At 69.9% G+C, this 17,097-nt stretch carries 10 protein-coding genes; 7 read left to right on the forward strand and 3 right to left on the reverse strand.

Going from position 1 to position 17,097, the window contains the following annotated elements; all coding sequences use genetic code 11:
- Positions 1-156 precede the first annotated feature (156 nt).
- The 3 genes from EU555_RS30130 to EU555_RS30140 all read left to right on the forward strand — a co-directional run bounded on the left by EU555_RS30130 (position 157) and on the right by EU555_RS30140 (position 8,724).
- Positions 157-1,395, forward strand: coding sequence for a Zn-dependent hydrolase (locus EU555_RS30130; RefSeq protein WP_135419026.1), 1,239 nt, complete (start codon positions 157-159; stop codon positions 1,393-1,395).
- Between the two features lie 770 nt (positions 1,396-2,165).
- Positions 2,166-5,951 carry a matrixin family metalloprotease gene (locus tag EU555_RS30135; RefSeq protein WP_135419027.1) on the forward strand — a complete coding sequence of 1,262 codons (3,786 nt, stop codon included), beginning with the start codon at positions 2,166-2,168 and terminating at the stop codon, positions 5,949-5,951.
- A gap of 577 nt (positions 5,952-6,528) precedes the next feature.
- Complete coding sequence (locus EU555_RS30140; RefSeq protein WP_135419028.1) at positions 6,529-8,724, forward strand: calcium-binding protein; 2,196 nt, start codon at positions 6,529-6,531, stop codon at positions 8,722-8,724.
- 502 nt (positions 8,725-9,226) lie between these two features.
- On the opposite strand, the gene ggt is transcribed toward EU555_RS30140, so the two are convergent.
- On the reverse strand, positions 9,227-10,963 hold the full coding sequence (ggt, locus tag EU555_RS30145) for a gamma-glutamyltransferase (RefSeq protein ID WP_135419029.1): 1,737 nt from the start codon (positions 10,961-10,963) through the stop codon (positions 9,227-9,229).
- A 207-nt stretch (positions 10,964-11,170) separates the two neighbouring features.
- On the opposite strand from ggt, the gene EU555_RS30150 reads away from it, so the two are divergent.
- Complete coding sequence (locus tag EU555_RS30150) at positions 11,171-12,148, forward strand: MBL fold metallo-hydrolase (RefSeq protein WP_135419030.1); 978 nt, start codon at positions 11,171-11,173, stop codon at positions 12,146-12,148.
- Between the two features lie 6 nt (positions 12,149-12,154).
- Here the strand turns inward: EU555_RS30150 and EU555_RS30155 are convergent, their stop codons facing one another.
- Positions 12,155-12,367 carry a helix-turn-helix domain-containing protein gene (locus tag EU555_RS30155; protein ID WP_135419031.1) on the reverse strand — a complete coding sequence of 71 codons (213 nt, stop codon included), beginning with the start codon at positions 12,365-12,367 and terminating at the stop codon, positions 12,155-12,157.
- Positions 12,368-12,371: 4 nt separating this feature from the next.
- Positions 12,372-12,866 (reverse strand): DUF2975 domain-containing protein, encoded by a 495-nt coding sequence (locus EU555_RS30160; RefSeq protein WP_167858713.1) that lies wholly within the window; start codon positions 12,864-12,866, stop codon positions 12,372-12,374.
- Between the two features lie 64 nt (positions 12,867-12,930).
- Here EU555_RS30160 and EU555_RS30165 point away from each other — a divergent pair, with 64 nt between their 5' ends.
- From EU555_RS30165 to EU555_RS30175, 3 genes are all read left to right on the forward strand, one after another.
- Positions 12,931-13,314, forward strand: coding sequence for a chlorophyllide reductase (locus tag EU555_RS30165; protein ID WP_167858714.1), 384 nt, complete (start codon positions 12,931-12,933; stop codon positions 13,312-13,314).
- Positions 13,315-13,788: 474 nt separating this feature from the next.
- Positions 13,789-14,559, forward strand: a complete 771-nt coding sequence (locus EU555_RS30170; protein ID WP_135419034.1) for an NAD kinase — start codon at positions 13,789-13,791, stop codon at positions 14,557-14,559.
- A 138-nt stretch (positions 14,560-14,697) separates the two neighbouring features.
- Positions 14,698-17,082, forward strand: coding sequence for a hybrid sensor histidine kinase/response regulator (locus tag EU555_RS30175; RefSeq protein WP_135419035.1), 2,385 nt, complete (start codon positions 14,698-14,700; stop codon positions 17,080-17,082).
- The last annotated feature ends 15 nt before the right edge of the window (positions 17,083-17,097 follow it).

A 17,097-nucleotide genomic window follows, 5' to 3' on the forward strand; every position in this document is an offset into this window, starting at 1 on the left:
GCAGCGGATCGGCGCCGATCCGCTCGACCTGATGACGGTCGTCGTGCCCACGAACGCCTCGCGCACACCCCACCCCCGCGCCCGGCGCTTGTCCGCCGGGCACGGCCCTCGCATGCTGGCGCCCGCTTCCTTCCGTGCAGCGTGAGGCCTCGAGCGATGACCACCAACCTCTCCGTGAACGGCAACCGGCTCTGGGACACCCTGATGGTGTCGGCGGGCATCGGCACCGGGCCCCGGGGGGGCTTGCGGCGCCTGACCCTGACCGAGCCCGACCGGGTGATGCGCGACCAGCTGAAACGCTGGGCCGACGAGGGCGGCTATCCGCTCACCATCGACGGGCTCGGCAACATGGTGCTGCGGCGCGAGGGCACCGAGCCCGGCCTGCCGCCGGTGGTGATCGGCAGCCACCTCGACACGCAATGGGCCGGCGGGCGCTTCGACGGCATCCTCGGGGTCCTCGCAGGCCTGGAGGTCCTGCGCACCCTCGACGATCTCGGGATCGCGACGCGCCGTCCCATCGAGGTGGTGAACTGGACCAACGAGGAGGGCGCCCGCTTCTCGCCGCCGATGCTGTGCTCGCTGGCCTGGTCCGGCCAAGCGACGGCGGACTGGGTCGAGAACCGGCGCGACCGCGACGGCGTGCGCTTCGGCGACGCCCTCGACGGCATCGGCTACCGGGGGCCCGAACCCGTCGGCGGCCGCACCATCGACGCCTATTTCGAGCTCCACATCGAGCAGGGCCCGGCCCTCGACCGGGCGGGCGTGCCGGTCGGCATCGTCACCGGCGGCTATCCGAGCTGCGGCATGCGCATCGCCGTCGAGGGCGCCACTGCCCATACCGGCCCGACCCCGATGGCCGAGCGCCACAACGCCCTCGTCGGCGCCGCCATGGTGGCGGTGGCGGTCAACGACATCGGCTGGGCCCATGCCGACACCGACGCCAAGGCCACCGCCGCCCGCCTCGACCTGGTGCCGAACCTCCCCGGCACCCTCTCCGAATATGCCGAGCTGTTCATCGACATGCGGGCGCCGCAACGGGAGACCCTCGAGACCATGAAGGCTGCCTTGCGCGCCGCCCTGCCCGACTGCGCCGCCCGCTCGCTCACGCAGATCTCCATCGCCGAGGAATGGGGCTTCGGAGTCTTCTCGTTCGACGACGGGCTGATCGGCACCTTGCGCGAGACCGCCGCGCGCCTCGACATCCCGACCATGGACCTGCGCTCCCAGGCCGGCCACGACGCCTACCACGTCGCGCGCGTCGCCCCCGCCTGCATGATCTTCACCCCGTGCCGGGACGGCATCACCCACAACGAGGCCGAGGACATCGCCCTCGAGGCGACCCTGCCGGGCGTCAACCTGCTGCTCCACGCCGCCCTGGCGCGGGCCAACCGGTAGGGGGATCGGGCGGCACGAGCGCGCCGCTCCAATCCGCTCCTGCCGCTTTGCGCATCGATGGACTTTGCGTCGGACAGTTGATGCGGGTTCCCGGATGCGCGACCGCGACACGCCCGGTCCCGGCAGGGTGCTGGCCGAGACCGGGGCGACCCGCCTCGAGGTCGACGCCCTTTGCCGCGACGGGCGCCTCTCCGGTGTCGCGGCCGCGCAGGGCGTCGCGCGGGACGAGGACAGGGGCCGGATGAAGCTGGCCTCGATGGGCCGGCTGCGAACATCGCCACGGGCCTGCCGGTTCACCGCGCGAGGGCGTTGCGCCCCATGGGCCGGCTCCGAGGCGAAGGCGCCAGGCCGGGGAGGTCCGCCTGACGACATGTGAACGGCGCCCCTTCGCGTGTGCGCCACAACCAGCGATCCTTACGTCGCCTGGCGCCTCTCACGCCAACAGAGGGCGCGGTTCGGCCAGTGCCGGACACCAAGCATCCCCTCGGCATCGCCCTCGCTGATAAAGACAGGATCAGTGACATCCGTCATGGCAAGATCTACTTAAATTATTCTAAAAGCTCGTATTACAACTGTTTATTTGCGGTTCGATTTTTGCTAGATCAATTCCAAATGATATAATCAATGTTTCTGGAGACAGGATTGCGATCTAAACTGTAAGGAACTGTTAAAAAGGCGTGGAATAGCCTTGACGCCGGCGTGGCTATGCCGCAATGATTGTAATCCGTTCAGGTTTTGATTGATCTTTGATTTGTAACTCGGAGGCTGCCATGGGTGTGTCACGCGGCAAGTTGAACCCGACAAGCACCCGCTCCCCCGGTCAGGACTCGACGGACGACGAGACCTCGGCCTTGATCTCGTTCGACTGGCTCCCGGGTGATTTTGGCGGCTACTCCCTCGCCAGCAGAGATGTCGTGAGCACGAGAGCGCCGCAAACCTCGGACGCGATCGGCGATCGTTCGGTCGACCAGCAGCAAGGAACGCCGGGGGCCGATGGCGTGGCGGCTGCCGAGGCCGACGACGTGTCATCCAATGACCAATCGATCGACGATCCGGCGGGGCCGAATACAAAGCCGAGCAACCTCTACGTCGCCGGTCTTACCGGAACGACGAAGTGGTCCGAGGCCGGAGGCGTCTACCTGTCCTACGCTTTCGCGACCTCGACCTCCGACGCGACCTACATCCAGAACAACAGCATCAACGCGGGTGATCTCGCAGGCAGCACCTTCCGTTCGCTCGCGCCGACCACCGGGATCGAGCAGTCGATGAAGCTGGACGTCCGCCAGGCCTTTGCCGGCTGGTCGGCCGTCTCGAACATGTTCTTCACCGAGAACAGCTCAATCCAGACTACCGGCATCGACATCAAGATCGCCGCGTATGACAACCTCTCCGGAATCAACGGCGAGGGCACCTTCCCGGGCACGGATGTGAGTCCGGAGGGAGGAAGCGATTACGAAGGATACATCTTCTTCAACTCCAACGTCTCGTCGATGACGACGAACCCGGAAACGGGCGGCAGCTCCAACCGGCTGCATACGGTCATCCACGAGATCGGGCATACGATCGGGCTCGGTCATCCGCACGATTCCGGCAACGGCTCGAGCGTCTGGACGACGGCCAACAATACGGGATCCGGCGAGCACCCGCTCGACAACGACCGCTATACGGTCATGTCGTATGAGCGCGGCGGGCTAGACGTCAACAATCAGTCCATGAGCTTCGGCTATGCGGTCACGCCGATGGCACTGGACGTGGCCGCGATCCAGAGCATGTACGGCTCGCAAGCCAACAATACTGGCAGTACCTCTTACGCTCTCACCGACCAGGCGACGATCGGGCGCGACCTCGACGGAAGCGACGGCACGGTCTCGATCGGGCGTGCGTTCTACAGCATCTGGGACACCGGCGGCACGGACACGATCTCCTACGCCGGCGTGAACCACGCGCTCATCAACTTGAACGCCGCGACACTCGACGTCAACGGCGACCCGGCGAGCGTCACGCAGTGGCTCTCTGACATCACCCCATTGGCTGCCTATTCCGCCCTCTCGCAGGAATTGAAGGACGATCTGTCGAATAACGACTATCACGCCGGCGGCTTCTTCTCGCGTGTTTACAACAACAGCGGCGTAGCGGCACTGGGTGGGTATTCTATCGCCAATGGGCAATACGCGACCACGGCGCACCAGGCCGGGACCGGCATCGAGATCGGTTCCGGCAGCGGGCAGTCTGATTTCATCATCGGGAACGAGATCGCGAACACGCTCTACGGCAACGGCGGCGGCGACGTCCTGCACGGGTCCTGGGGCAACGACACGCTCTGGGGTGGGGCCGGCAACGACACGGTCTTCGGGGGCAACGACAACGATCTTCTGATTGGGGGTGCGGGGGCGGATACGCTCAACGGCGGCGCCGGCAACGACATCTTCCGATTCGATAGCGAAACGGACATCGAGGCCGGCGAGACCATCGTCGATTCCAGCGGAACGAATACGATATTGGTCAACGGGACGGGTCTGTACGATTTCCGCAACGTCAGTGTCACGTACACGTCGTATTCCGAGATCGAGTTCGGCACAGAGGGCAACACCGTCCGGTTCAATGCCAGCCAGATGTCTGGCGGGCTTCTGATCGACGGATTTCTGGGTGGCGGCACCAATATTCTCGAGGTCTATGCTCAGTCTTCGGGGACCGGTTACGCGACCATCGCAGGCTTCAATTTCACGGACTGGACCGGGTCGGACATCATCCGGGTCATCGGCGACAGCGGAGCGAACGGTCTGGTCGGCGCTGCCACGTTCGGCACCGAGATCTACGGCAACGCCGGCACCGACACGCTCACCGGCGGCTCGGGCAACGACCATCTCTGGGGCGGTCTCGGCAGTGACGCGCTGAGCGGAGGGGGTGGCTTCGACTTCGCCCGCTACGATTTCGCGACCGCAGCGGTCACGGCGGTGCTGTACGACGCCACCTTCAACACCGGCGAGGCGGCGGGCGACACTTACTCCGGCATCGAGGGGCTGGTCGGCTCGGCCTTCGGCGACAACCTCCAGGGTGATGCCGGCGCCAACCAGTTCTACGGTCTGGCCGGCGACGACCTGCTCTTCGGCCTGGCCGGCATCGATATTCTCTGGGGCGGCGACGGCGGCGACAGCCTCTGGGGCGGCCTGGACGGCGACAGCCTCGACGGCGGCAACGGCTTCGACTTCGCCCGCTACGACTACGCCGCGAGCGGAATCACGGCGGTGCTGTACAATTCCGGCTTCAACACCGGCGAGGCGGCGGGCGACGGCTACACCGCCATCGAGGGGCTGGTCGGCTCAGGCTTCGGCGACAACCTCCAGGGCGACGGCGGCGCCAACCAGCTCTTCGGCCTGGCGGGCGACGATCAGCTCTACGGCCTGGCCGGCAACGACACCCTCTCGGGCGGGGACGGCGGCGACAGCCTCTGGGGTGGCCTGAACGGCGACGTGCTCGACGGCGGGAACGGCTTCGACTTCGCCCGCTACGACTACGCCACGGCCGGGGTCACGGCGGTGCTGTACAACGCCATCTTCAACACCGGGGAGGCGGCGGGCGATACCTACTCCGGCATCGAGGGGCTGGTCGGCTCGACCTTCGGCGACAACCTCCAGGGTGACGGCGGCGCAAACCAGCTCTTCGGCCTGGCGGGCGACGACCTGCTCTTCGGTCTGGCCGGCAATGACGCGCTCTCGGGCGGCGATGGCGGCGACAGCCTCTGGGGCGGCCTGGACGGCGACAGCCTCGACGGCGGCAACGGCTTCGACTTCGCCCGCTACGACTACGCCGCCGCCGGGGTCACGGCGGTGCTGAACAACGCCGCCTTCAACACCGGGGAGGCCGCAGGCGACAGCTATGCCAGCATCGAGGGGCTGGTCGGCTCGGCCTTCGGCGACAACCTCCAGGGTGACGCCGGCGCAAACCAGCTCTTCGGCCAGGCCGGCGACGACCTGCTCTTCGGCCTGGCGGGCAGCGACGCCCTCTTCGGCGGCGCTGGCGGCGACAGCCTCTGGGGCGGCCTGGACGGCGACAGCCTCGACGGCGGGGCCGACTTCGACTTCGCCCGCTACGACTACGCCACCACCGGGGTCACGGCGGTGCTGTACAATGCCGGCTTCAACACCGGGGAGGCGGCGGGCGACACCTACATCAGCATCGAGGGGCTGGTCGGCTCCAACTTCGACGACAACCTCCAGGGCGATGCTGGCGCCAACCAGCTCTACGGCCAGGCCGGCAACGACTTCCTGTATGGCGCCCAGGGTGCCGACATCCTCGTCGGCGGGGCCGGCTCGGACACCTTCGCGTTCCAGGCCGGCGACTTCCAGACCGGGGTGTTCGATCGGGTGACCGACTTCCACGAGGCGGCCGGGGACACCGACGCCCTGCTCTTCCTCGGGATGTCGCCGTCGAGCCTGCAGGTGACGCAGCAGGGCAATGACGTCCTGGTCAGCACGACGCAGCTGGGCGGCAACGGCGGTGTGATCGTGCAGAACTTCACCGTGGCCCAGATCCAGGATCAGCTCGCCTTCGCCTGACGCGGGACGGTCCTATCGGCGTCATGAAACCGAGCGGCCCGGTGCTCTGCCGGGCCGCAAACGCGATCGTCGGCACCTGTCCGGTCGCGAGCTTTGCGTTGTAGGCCTGTCCGCCGGTCCTGAAGTCTCCCGAGCGTCGGCCTCGACGATCAGCCGCCGCGTCGGTGCATCCCTGCCCTCGTCCATGATCACGGTCCGTCGGCGCAGCGGCTCCGCATCGTGCGGCAGCAGCTCGACGCGCCGGCACCCGGGGCGATGCGCACCTGCCGGATCGTCGCGCCCTTCGGCCGGGTGGGGGGCGGCCGCTCTGCGTCAGCCGTCTCGCTCCAGCGAGGCCCGGCCGGACCCGCGCGCCACCATGACGGGCTGCATGGTCGCGGGGCGTCGCAGCTCCCGCATCCGATCCGTGAGCACCGGTCCGTCCCTGAGCGCCGCTGGCGGAAGATCCTACGTCGGCTGAAACGTCGGAGGCAAAAACGTTGATCTGACATTCGATATCTTGTTAGAACGAGGAGAGAAGCCGTGCCACGAAACTGAACGCACGAGTGGCTCGGTCTTTTTCGCGAAGGGCGCTCAAATGGCCGCGTACAATTTCAGCGGTTTTATTGGTCAGCAATTCGCCTTCGACCCCGCGATAGGTATTTTGTCGCTTTTCGAATATTCTGCGATCAACCTGAATTTTGTTCGACGAGGGCCCGATCTCATTGTCGAAAATGGCGGGCAAACCGTCACGCTTGCCGGCGTCCCTTTCTCCAGCCTGACCGAGGAGAACCTGAGCTTTCCCGGCAGCGTGGCCCATCCCGGCAGCGGCGGAAACGATCCCGCCCCGGGCTCGACCTCCGGGACCGTCGACGTCACCCTCACCCGCGGCAGATCCGAGACGGTGAGCGGCGGCCTCGGCGACGAGCGCATCGTGGCCGGCCCGGAACTCACGATCGGCGACCAGATCGACGGCGGGGATGGCGACGATACCCTGCTCGGCGGGGCAGGGATGGACGTCCTCCTGGGCGGTGCCGGAAACGACCTGCTTTTTGGCCTAGGCGGCGACGACGCCCTCTTGGGTGGGGACGGCGGCGACAGCCTCTGGGGCGGCGAGGACGCGGACAGCCTCGACGGCGGCGCCGGCTTCGACCTGGCCCGCTACGATTACGCCGCGAGCGCGGTCACGGCGGTGCTGTACCTGCCGGGCTTCAACGCCGGGGAGGCGGCGGGCGACAGCTACGCCAGCATCGAAGGCCTGGTCGGCTCGGCCTTCGCCGACAACCTCCAGGGCGATGCTGGCGGCAACCAGCTCTACGGCCTTGCCGGCGATGACCAGCTTCACGGCTTGGCGGGCAACGACACCCTCTGGGGTGGCGATGGTGACGACAGCCTCTGGGGCGGCGAGGACGCGGACAGCCTCGACGGCGGTGCCGGTTTCGACCTTGCCCGCTACGATTACGCCGCGAGCGCGGTCACGGCGTTGCTCTACCTGCCGGGCTCCAACACCGGCGAGGCGGCGGGCGACAGCTACGCCAGCATCGAGGGGCTGGTCGGCTCAGGTTTTTCCGACAACCTCCAGGGCGACGTCGGCGCCAACCTGCTCTACGGCCAGGCCGGCGACGACCATCTCCATGGCCTGGCCGGCAAGGACACTCTCTCGGGTGGCGACGGCAACGACAACCTGTGGGGCGGCGAGGGCGGCGACAGCCTCGATGGCGGGGCCGGCTTCGACTTCGCCCGCTACGACTACGCCACGGCCGGGGTCACGGCGGTGCTCTACCTGCCCGGCTTCAACACCGGCGAGGCGGCAGGCGACAGCTACGCCGGCATCGAGGGGCTGGTCGGCTCCGCCTCCGGCGACAACCTCCAGGGTGACGCCGGCGCCAATCAGCTCTACGGCCTGGCCGCCGACGACAATCTCCATGGCCTGGCCGGCCAGGACACGCTCTTCGGCGGCGCCGGCAACGACCACCTGTGGGGCGGCGAGGACGCTGACAGCCTCGACGGCGGTGCCGGTTTCGACCTGGCCCGCTACGATTACGCCACGGCCGGCGTCACGGCGGTGCTCTACCTGCCCGGCTTCAACACCGGGGAGGCGGCGGGCGACAAATACGCCGGCATCGAGGGTCTGGTCGGCTCGGCCTTCGACGACAACCTCCAGGGCGACGCCGGCGCCAACCAGTTCTACGGCCAGGCCGGCGATGACCAGATCTTCGGTCTGGCCGGCTACGACATGCTCTTCGGCGGCGCTGGCGGCGACAGCCTCTGGGGCGGCGACGCCGGCGACCGACTCGACGGCGGCGCCGGCTTCGACTTCGCCCGCTACGACTTCGCCACGGCGGGGGTCACGGCGGTGCTGTACAATCAAACCCTCAACACCGGCGAGGCAGCCGGCGACAGCTATACCAGCATCGAGGGGCTGGTCGGCTCAGGCTTCGCCGACAACCTCCAGGGCGACGACGGCGCCAACCAGCTCTACGGCCAGGCCGGCGACGATCTCCTGTATGGCGGCTATGGTGCCGACACCCTCATCGGCGGAGCCGGCTCGGACACCTTCGCGTTCCAGGCCAGCGACTTCCAGGCCGGGGCGTTCGATTGGGTGACCGACTTCCATGAGGCGGCAGGCGACACCGACGCCCTGATGTTCCTGAGGATGTCGCCGTCGAGCCTGCAGGTGACGCAGCAGGGCAATGACGTCCTGGTCAGCACGACGCAGCTGGGCGGCAATGGCGGTGTGATCGTCCAGAACTTCACCGTGGCCCAGATCCAGGATCAGCTCGTCTTCGCCTGACGCGGGATGGTCCCATCGGCGTCATGAACGGGAGCGGCCCGGTGCTCTGCCGGGCCGGGGTCACGCTGCGACCGCGGTGTGTGCGATCTGGCGATCAGCCAGGATCATGGGCAGGATCATGGAACGAGGCTCGAGGCTCCCCCCGACGCGTGATGCGGGCGCATCCGCAAGCGAGCGGCGTGCGTCCGCTCCTGGCGCTCTGCCCTGACGTCCGGATGCCATTCCGGCGGTCTCCGGATCATCGCTCCAGGCGAGAAGCCGCGCCGTCGCTGTCGCGATGCCGAAACCGGCCGCGCTCGAATCCCGAGCGCGTGCCGGGGGTGCGGTTGCTGTCTCGTCCCTGCCTCGGGGGCACCGGCCCGCCCGGATTGCGGGGGGCTGCCCTGATCGGCCTGTGACCGACCGGGGCCCGAGCCCGCCGGGACGGACCGGCGTCCCGGCGACCGGGCCCGCGCGCCGCAGGAGGCCCATCCCCCCGCGACGCGCCCGCCCCGATCCGCCCTCAATATCCCTGCGCACTGCCCGTGTTGCGGCGCGGATCGTTGGCGCCGTAGTAGCGGAAACGCCCCACCGGCTTGCCGCCCAGCGTCGGCGCGCCGATCAGGATCGCCGCGAGGTGGTTGGCCGGCTGGGCCGCGCCGAACGTGTGCCCCATGCTCTCCAGGATCTTGCGGGTGTCCGGCGAGAGGGCGAAGCGCTCGACGTTGGTGACGTCGGGCATCCACTGGTGGTGGAGGCGCGGCGCGTCGGCGGCTTCCTGCACATTCATCCCGTAATCGATCACGTTGAGGATGCTGTGCAGCACCACCGTGATGATCCGGCTGCCGCCGGGCGTGCCCGTCACCAGGACGGGCTTGCCGTCACGCGTGACGATGGTCGGGCTCATCGAGCTCAACGGCGTCTTGCCGGGCGCGACGGCGTTCGCCTCGCCCTGGAGCAGGCCGTAGATGTTCGGCACGCCGACCTTGGCGGTGAAGTCGTCCATCTCGTTGTTGAGAAGGACCCCCGTTCCCTCCGCGACGAGCCGCGTGCCGAACCAGTCGTTGAGGGTGTAGGTCACCGAGACGGCGTTTCCTTGCGAATCGACGATCGAGTAGTGGGTGGTGTTGCTGCCCTCGTGCGGGGGGACGCCGGGCTTCAGCTCGGCGGAGATGCCGGCCTTCTGCGGGTCGATCGCGGCCCGGATCTTCGCCGCATAGGCCTTGTCGGTCAGCCGCTCGACCGGGTTCTTCACGAAGTCCGGATCGCCCAGGTAGCTGTTGCGGTCGAGATAGGCGTGGCGCATCGCCTCGATCTCATAGTGGACCGCCTGCGCCGAGCCCCAGCCGAGCTTGGCGAGGTCGTAGCCTTCGAGGATGTTCAGCATCTCGCAGATCACCACCCCGCCCGAGCTCGGCGGCGGGGCCGAGATCACCCGGTAGCCGCGGTAGTCGCACTCGATCGGCGGCAACTCGCGGGTGGCGTAGCGGTCGAGGTCGGCCTGGACGATGAGGCCGCCTTGCGCCCGGCTCGACGCCGTGAGCGCGTCGCCGACCGCGCCCTTGTAGAACCCGTCCCGGCCACCTTCGCCGATCGCCCGCAGGGTCCGGGCGAGGTCGGGCTGGACGAGCCTGTCGCCCACGCCGTAGGGCCGCCCCTCCTTCAGGAAGATCTTGGCCGCCGCGGGATCCTTGCCGAAATCCTCGGTGGCGGTCGCCATGATGTCGACGTCGCCCTGCTCGAGGGCAAAGCCCTCCTCCGCGAGCCGGATCGCCGGAGCCATCAGCTCGGCGCGCGGGCGCGTGCCGTATTTCGCCAGGGCGTCCTCGAGGCCCGCCACGGTGCCGGGCACGCCGACCGCCAGGAAGCCCCTGGTGCTGAGGCCCGGGACGACGTTGCCGTCCTTGCCCAGGAACATGTCCCGGGTGGCGGCGAGCGGGGCCTTCTCGCGGAAATCCAGGAAGGTCCGGCTGCCGTCGGCGCGCTGGATCGTCATGAAGCCGCCGCCGCCGAGGTTGCCGGCGGCCGGGTAGACCACCGCGAGCGCGTAGCCGACCGCGACCGCGGCATCGATGGCGTTGCCGCCCCGCTTCAGCACGTCGACGCCGACCTGCGTGGCGAGGTGCTGGGCCGTGACCACCATGCCGTGCTCGGCGGCGACCGGCGCCCGCGAGGCCGCGACCGCCGCCCCCTGCGGGACCGAGACGACGAGGAATGCGGCGAGGAATCGGCTGCCGATCGAGACGAAGCTGTGGCGCATGGCGGGCCCTTCCGTTGGTCACGGCCACGGTACACGAGAGCGCCGCGCCGCTGTACCGCGAGGTCGACGTCCCGCGCCGGCGCCCGCCCGGACCGAAACCCCGCCGTGCCCCGCATCGTCGGCCGCATTTCGATTTTTCGCGACCGGCTCCCCTTTCGCCGGTCGCGCTCTAACTGCACAGGTCAGAAGCAAAAGGGAGGCCCCGGTATGTCGATGTCCCGCCGCACCCTCATGGCCGGAGGCGTTCTCGCCGGCCCCGTCCTCGCCAGCGCGCCGGGCCTCGCCGGCGCCGCCAGCGCCGCCGGCGCGCCGGCCGCCGACCTGTCAGGGGTCTACCGCTACGGTCTCGGCGAGGCGACGGTGACCGCCCTGCACGAGGGCGGGGTCAAGCGCCCGCTCGACGCGAGCTTCGTGCGCAATGCGCCCCTCCCCGAGGTGCAGGGGGCGCTCGCCCAGGCCTTCCTGCCGACCGACACCCTGCCGATCACCTTCACGCCGCTCCTCCTCACCCTCGGGGGCAAGCGGGTGCTCGTCGATGCGGGCTTCGCCGACCAGGGCCCACCCGGCACCGGCGGGACCTTGCGCGGCCTCGCGCTGGCCGGCGTCGATCCGGGGTCGGTCGACGCGGTTGTGATCAGCCACTTCCACCCCGACCACATCCTCGGCCTCAAGCGCAAGGACGGCACGCCCACCTTCCCGAACGCCCAGGTCCTGGTGCCGGAGCCCGAGTGGCGGTTCTGGACGGAGGACGGCCGCGTGGCCAATCCGCCGGAGGCGCTCAAGGCCAATGTCGGCGCGGTGCAGAAGACCTTCGGCTCCGGCCTCAAGGTCGAGCGCTATGCGTGGGACAAGGAGGTGCTGCCGGGCCTCACCGCGCTCGGCACGCCGGGCCACACCCCGGGCCACACCTCCTTCCGGCTCGAATCCGGCGGGCGGCGGCTGATCATCGCCTCCGACATCACCAACCACCCGGCCCTGTTCGTGCGCCACCCCGACTGGTCGGCCCTGTTCGACATGGACGCCGACCAGGCCCGCGCCACCCGCCACAAGACGCTCGCCATGCTGGCCGACGAGCGGGTGCCGGTGGCCTTCTATCACGCCCCCTTCCCGGCCGCCGGGCACATCGCCAAGGCGGGCGGGACCTACGAGTTCGTGCCGCTGCAATGGGGGCTCGGCCTGGGCTGAACGCCCTCACGGGGGATCCTCCTCGTAGCGCAGGAGGTCCCCCGGCTGGCAGTCCAGATGCCGGCAGATCCGCTCCAGCGTCTCGAAGCGGATGCCCTTCACCTTGCCCTGCTTGAGCAGTGACAGGTTGGCCTCCGTGATGCCGACCTGACGGGCGAGGTCCTTGGACTTCATGTCGCGCTCGGCGAGCAGCACGGCGAGTCGGACGCGGATCGCCATCGGATCAGACGAACTGCGCGTTCTCGTCGGCGAGGACGAGCGCCTCCGCCAGCACCATTGCCATGACGGCGACCGTGCCGGCGAAGAGCAGCGACAGCAGCGTGTCCGAACCGAGCGAGACGACGACGGCGCCGCGGCCGGACGGCCCGCCCCAGCTCAGCAGCGCCGAGAGCGCCGCCCCGGCGACGGGCTGGAGCAGCGTGGCGCCGAAGACCGCGACGGAGAAGCCGCGCAGGCTCTCGACCGCCTCCGTCGCGAAGATCCGCCCGGACGCGAAGGCACGGAAGCAGGCGCGTGCGCGCATCAGGCCGCGCACCAGGACCGTGAGCGGGACCAGCGACACGGCGAGGGCGGTGATCCGGATCGTCAGGCCCAGCACGCCGCCGTCCGGGCTCGGGAGGCCCGTCCTGGCCAGGATGGCGGGGGTCGGTGCCACCAGCCAGAAGGCCGCGAGCGCGAGCGGCAATCCCGCGGACAGGGCGAGGCAGAGCACGGCCATCGCGCGAGTGAGTCGGCGCAGCCTCGGCTGACGGCGGAGCGTGGAGACGGAGTCGGGCGGCGTCATGCGCCCCATCTCTTGCCTCTCCGCCGCCCTCCGGGCCGTCGCTCGCGCTCTCGCGGCGGCCGGGACGCCCTCGACATCGCAGGGCCGCATCTCGGTGGCGCAGGTCGCCGCCATGCTCGACGATGCGCCCCACAACCCGGCGGCGCGGCAGACCCTCACCGCCTATCTCGCAGGGGTCGGGGAGGCGACCGGGGCCGTCGTGCAGGCGGCCCGCCCGCGCGAGCGGAGTTCCGGTCTGTGCCGAACCGCGCTCGGCATCGACGACGGCGCGGCCCGGCGCGTCCTCGGGGCGATCGCGCTGGAGCGCCGCGCCGAGACGCCCGCCACGCCGCTCCTCGTCGCGGACATGCTGGCCCGTGCGGGCTGCCGTCTGCCCGAGTGAGCGCACGAGTGAGCGCATCCTGCCACCCCCCGCCGCGCTGACATGGCGGCAGAGACATGGCGGCAGAGACACGGCCGCAGCGAGCGGTACCGACGATCGACGGTCCCTCAGGCGCCGAAGCGGATCGGGCCGGCTCCGGCGCCACCCGTTTCGTCCGGGCGCCACGCCCCGAGCCGGCCTCCAATCCAACGGGCCGGTGCGCTTCTTGAGGATCGCCGCCTTAGCCTGCCGCGCCCGGTCCAGGCCAGGACCGGGCGCATCCTCGCCGGCACGGTGCGGCAGGCGGCGAGGAGTTTTCGCGCCAGGGCCTCTCCGTCGGTCGGCGGTCTCGATGTCCGGGACGGTGGCGTAGACGAGAAGCGGACGCTCCATGCTATGCCTCTCCCGACGCGGCCGGCGGCGGCTCCCCCGACAGGCGGGGCGGCCCCGGGATCCAGGCGCGGCAGGACCTTTCTCGGCGGTCGGGACACCCCTATGGCGCGGCGCTTCAACCAGATCGCCTTCATCGCGAGCCCGACGCCCGACGCCCGCGAGGCGGCCGAACTCCTGATGCAGCGCTACGACCACGTGCCGCCCGAGGAGGCGGACGTGGTGGTGGGCCTGGGCGGCGACGGGCTGATGCTGCAGGCGCTGCACCGCTTCATGGGCACGGGCAAGCCGATCTACGGCATGAATCGCGGCACCGTCGGCTTCCTGATGAACGAGTTCCACCTCGACGACCTGATCGAGCGGCTCGAGGTGGCGCAGCGCAGCGTCGTCCATCCGCTCCTGATGATCGCCACCGACGTGGTCGGCCTCACCCACACGGCGCGGGCGGTCAACGAGGTCTACATGCTGCGCCAGACCCACCAGACCGCCAAGCTGAAGATCTCGATCGACGGCCAGGTGCGGCTGCCGGAGCTGATCGCCGACGGGGTGCTGGCCGCCACGCCGGTGGGGTCGACCGCCTACAACCTCTCGGTCGGCGGCCCGATCCTGCCGATCTCGTCCCAGCTCATCGCGCTGACCCCGATCTCGGCCTTCCGGCCGCGGCGCCAGGGTAGCGTGCTCCTGCCCAGCCACGCCCGCATCCGCATCGAGGTGAAGGACCCGGAATACCGGCCCGTCGCGGCGGTGGCCGACCACACCGAGTTCCGCCGCGTCGCCCGGGTCGAGACCCAGCTCGACCGCTCGACCGAGCTCGTGATGCTGCACGATCCCGGCCAGGGCATGGACGAGCGCATCCTGCGCGAGCAGTTCGGCTGATCCCCCTGGGGAACCAAAGCCGCACTGGAAGCCGGCTCCTCCCCGCATAGATCCGTCCCGGGGCCATCGAGGAGGCCCGCGACGGAGCGCCCCGATGCCTGACCGCCTGCCCCCACCCGCCTGCCGCGGCCGTATCCGATGAGCGGGGAGGCCGAGAGGGAGGAACCTCTGCGCGAGGACGATTACCGCAACCTCGCCGAGTCGCTGCCGCAGCTCGCCTGGATCGCCGAGGCCGACGGTACCATCGTCTGGTACAATCAGCGCTGGTACGACTACACCGGCACCACCCTCGACGCGATGCGGGGCTGGGGCTGGCGCGCCGTCCACCACCCGGACCATGTCGAGCGGGTCGTGACCCGCATCCGCCGCGCCTTCGCGAGCGGCGAGCCGTGGGAGGACACGTTTCCGCTCAAAGGCGCTGACGGCGCCTATCGCTGGTTCCTGTCCCGGGCCCAGCCGTTTCGCGATGCCTCCGGGCGGATCGTGCGCTGGTACGGCACCAACACCGACATCACCCGGCGGCGCGCCACCGAGGAGCGCCTGCGCCACGCCCAGGAGCGCTTCCGCGCCCTCGTCGACAGCGCCGCGGCGATCATCTGGTCGGCGGATGCGAGCGGCGAGCTGGCCCTCGGCCAGTGGCGCTGGACCGCCTATACCGGCCAGAGCGACGAGGAGGCGCAGGGCTGGGGCTGGGTCGAGGCGGTGCATCCCGACGACCGCGGCCGGGCCGCAGACGCCTGGGCCCGCGCCGTCGAGACGCGCAGGCCCTACGAGGTCGAGTACCGCCTGCGCCGGCGCGACGGCGCCTGGCGCCACATGGAGGTGCGGGCCGCGCCGGTGACGGCCGAGGATGGCGGCGTGCGCGAATGGGTCGGCATGCATGTCGACATCACCGAGCGCAAGGAGGCGGAGGCCGAGATCGAGCGCGCCCGCCACGCCGCCGAGGCGGCCAACCGCGCCAAGAGCCAGTTCATCGCCAACATGAGCCACGAGCTGCGCACCCCGCTCTCGGCGGTGATCGGCTACTCGGAGATGCTGGCCGAGGAGCTGGAGGATCTCGGCCAGGCCGCGCTTCTGCCGGACCTGCGCAAGATCGAGGCCTCGGCGCGCCACCTGCTCGGCCTCATCAACGATGTCCTCGACATCTCGAAGATCGAGGCCGGCCGCATGACGGTGGCGGCGGAGGATTTCGCCGTCCAGGCGATGCTCGACGACGTGGTGGCGGCGACCGAATCGCTGGTGGGGAAGAAGCGCAACCGCCTGGCGCTCGACATCCCCGACGATCTCGGCACCATGCGCCAGGACCAGGGCAAGGTGCGCCAGTGCCTGGTCAACCTGCTGGGCAACGCCGCGAAGTTCACGGAAGCCGGCACCATCACGCTCTCGGCCCGGCGCGACCACGAGGGCGCGGCCGAGTGGCTGACCTTCGCGGTCGCCGATACCGGCATCGGGCTGACCGAGGAGCAGATCGGCCGCTTGTTCGAGCGGTTCGCCCAGGCCGACGAATCGACCACCCGGCAGTTCGGCGGCACGGGGCTCGGCCTCGCCATCACCCGCGCCTTCTGCCGGCGCATGGGCGGCGACATCACCGTGACCTCGACCTACGGCGCGGGCGCGACCTTCACCATCCGGCTGCCGGCTTTGCTGACGGACCAGGACGACGAGCCGACCCCTGAGGAGGTGCGGGCGCTCGCCGAAGCCAGGGAGGAGGCCGAGCGCCACGACGTGGTGCTCCTCGTCGACGACGACCCGGCGGCCCGGGAACTCCTCTCCCGCTTCCTCGAGCGCGAGGGGTTCCGTGTCCGCAGCGCCAGCGACGGCAAGGCGGGCCTGGCGCTCGCCCGGGCGCTCCGGCCCCGGGCGGTCCTCCTCGACATCGAGATGCCGCGGATGGACGGCTGGTCGGTGCTGCACGCCATCCGCAGCGACCCGGATCTCGCAGCGACGCCGGTGATCATCACCTCGGTGGTCAACGAGCAGGGCCTCGGGCGGGCGCTCGGGGCCACCGACTACCTGGTCAAGCCGATCGACTGGGATCACCTCAAGGGCCTGATGGAGCGCTACCGCCCGTCGGACGCCCCCGGCACGGTGCTGCTCGTCGACGACGATTCCGACGCCCGCGAGCGCCTGCGCCGCAGCCTCGCCCGGGACGGCTGGACCGTGCGCGAGGCGGAGAACGGCGCCGAGGGCCTCGTGCGCCTCGACGAGGGCCGGCCCTCGCTGATCCTCCTCGACCTGATGATGCCGGTGATGGACGGCTTCGCCTTCCTGACGCGGCTGCGGGCCCGGCCCGACGGCGCCGACGTGCCGGTGGTGGTGCTGACCGCCAAGGACATCACCCCGGCCGAAAAGGAGCGCCTGGGCCGCGACACCGAGCGGGTGATCGTCAAGGGCAGCGTCTCCTTGAGCGAGATCGGCCGCCTGCTGCGGGCGATGTATGCCGAGCGGGTGCCCGATGCGGTGCCGGCCTCGCTCCAGGGGCTGATCGACGAGCTGACGGCGCGGACCGGCGAGAGGGACTGACCGGCGCGCCGGCAT

Origin of the sequence: Methylobacterium nonmethylotrophicum, from assembly GCF_004745635.1 — a bacterium.
Taxonomy (GTDB): Bacteria; Pseudomonadota; Alphaproteobacteria; order Rhizobiales; family Beijerinckiaceae; genus Methylobacterium; species Methylobacterium nonmethylotrophicum.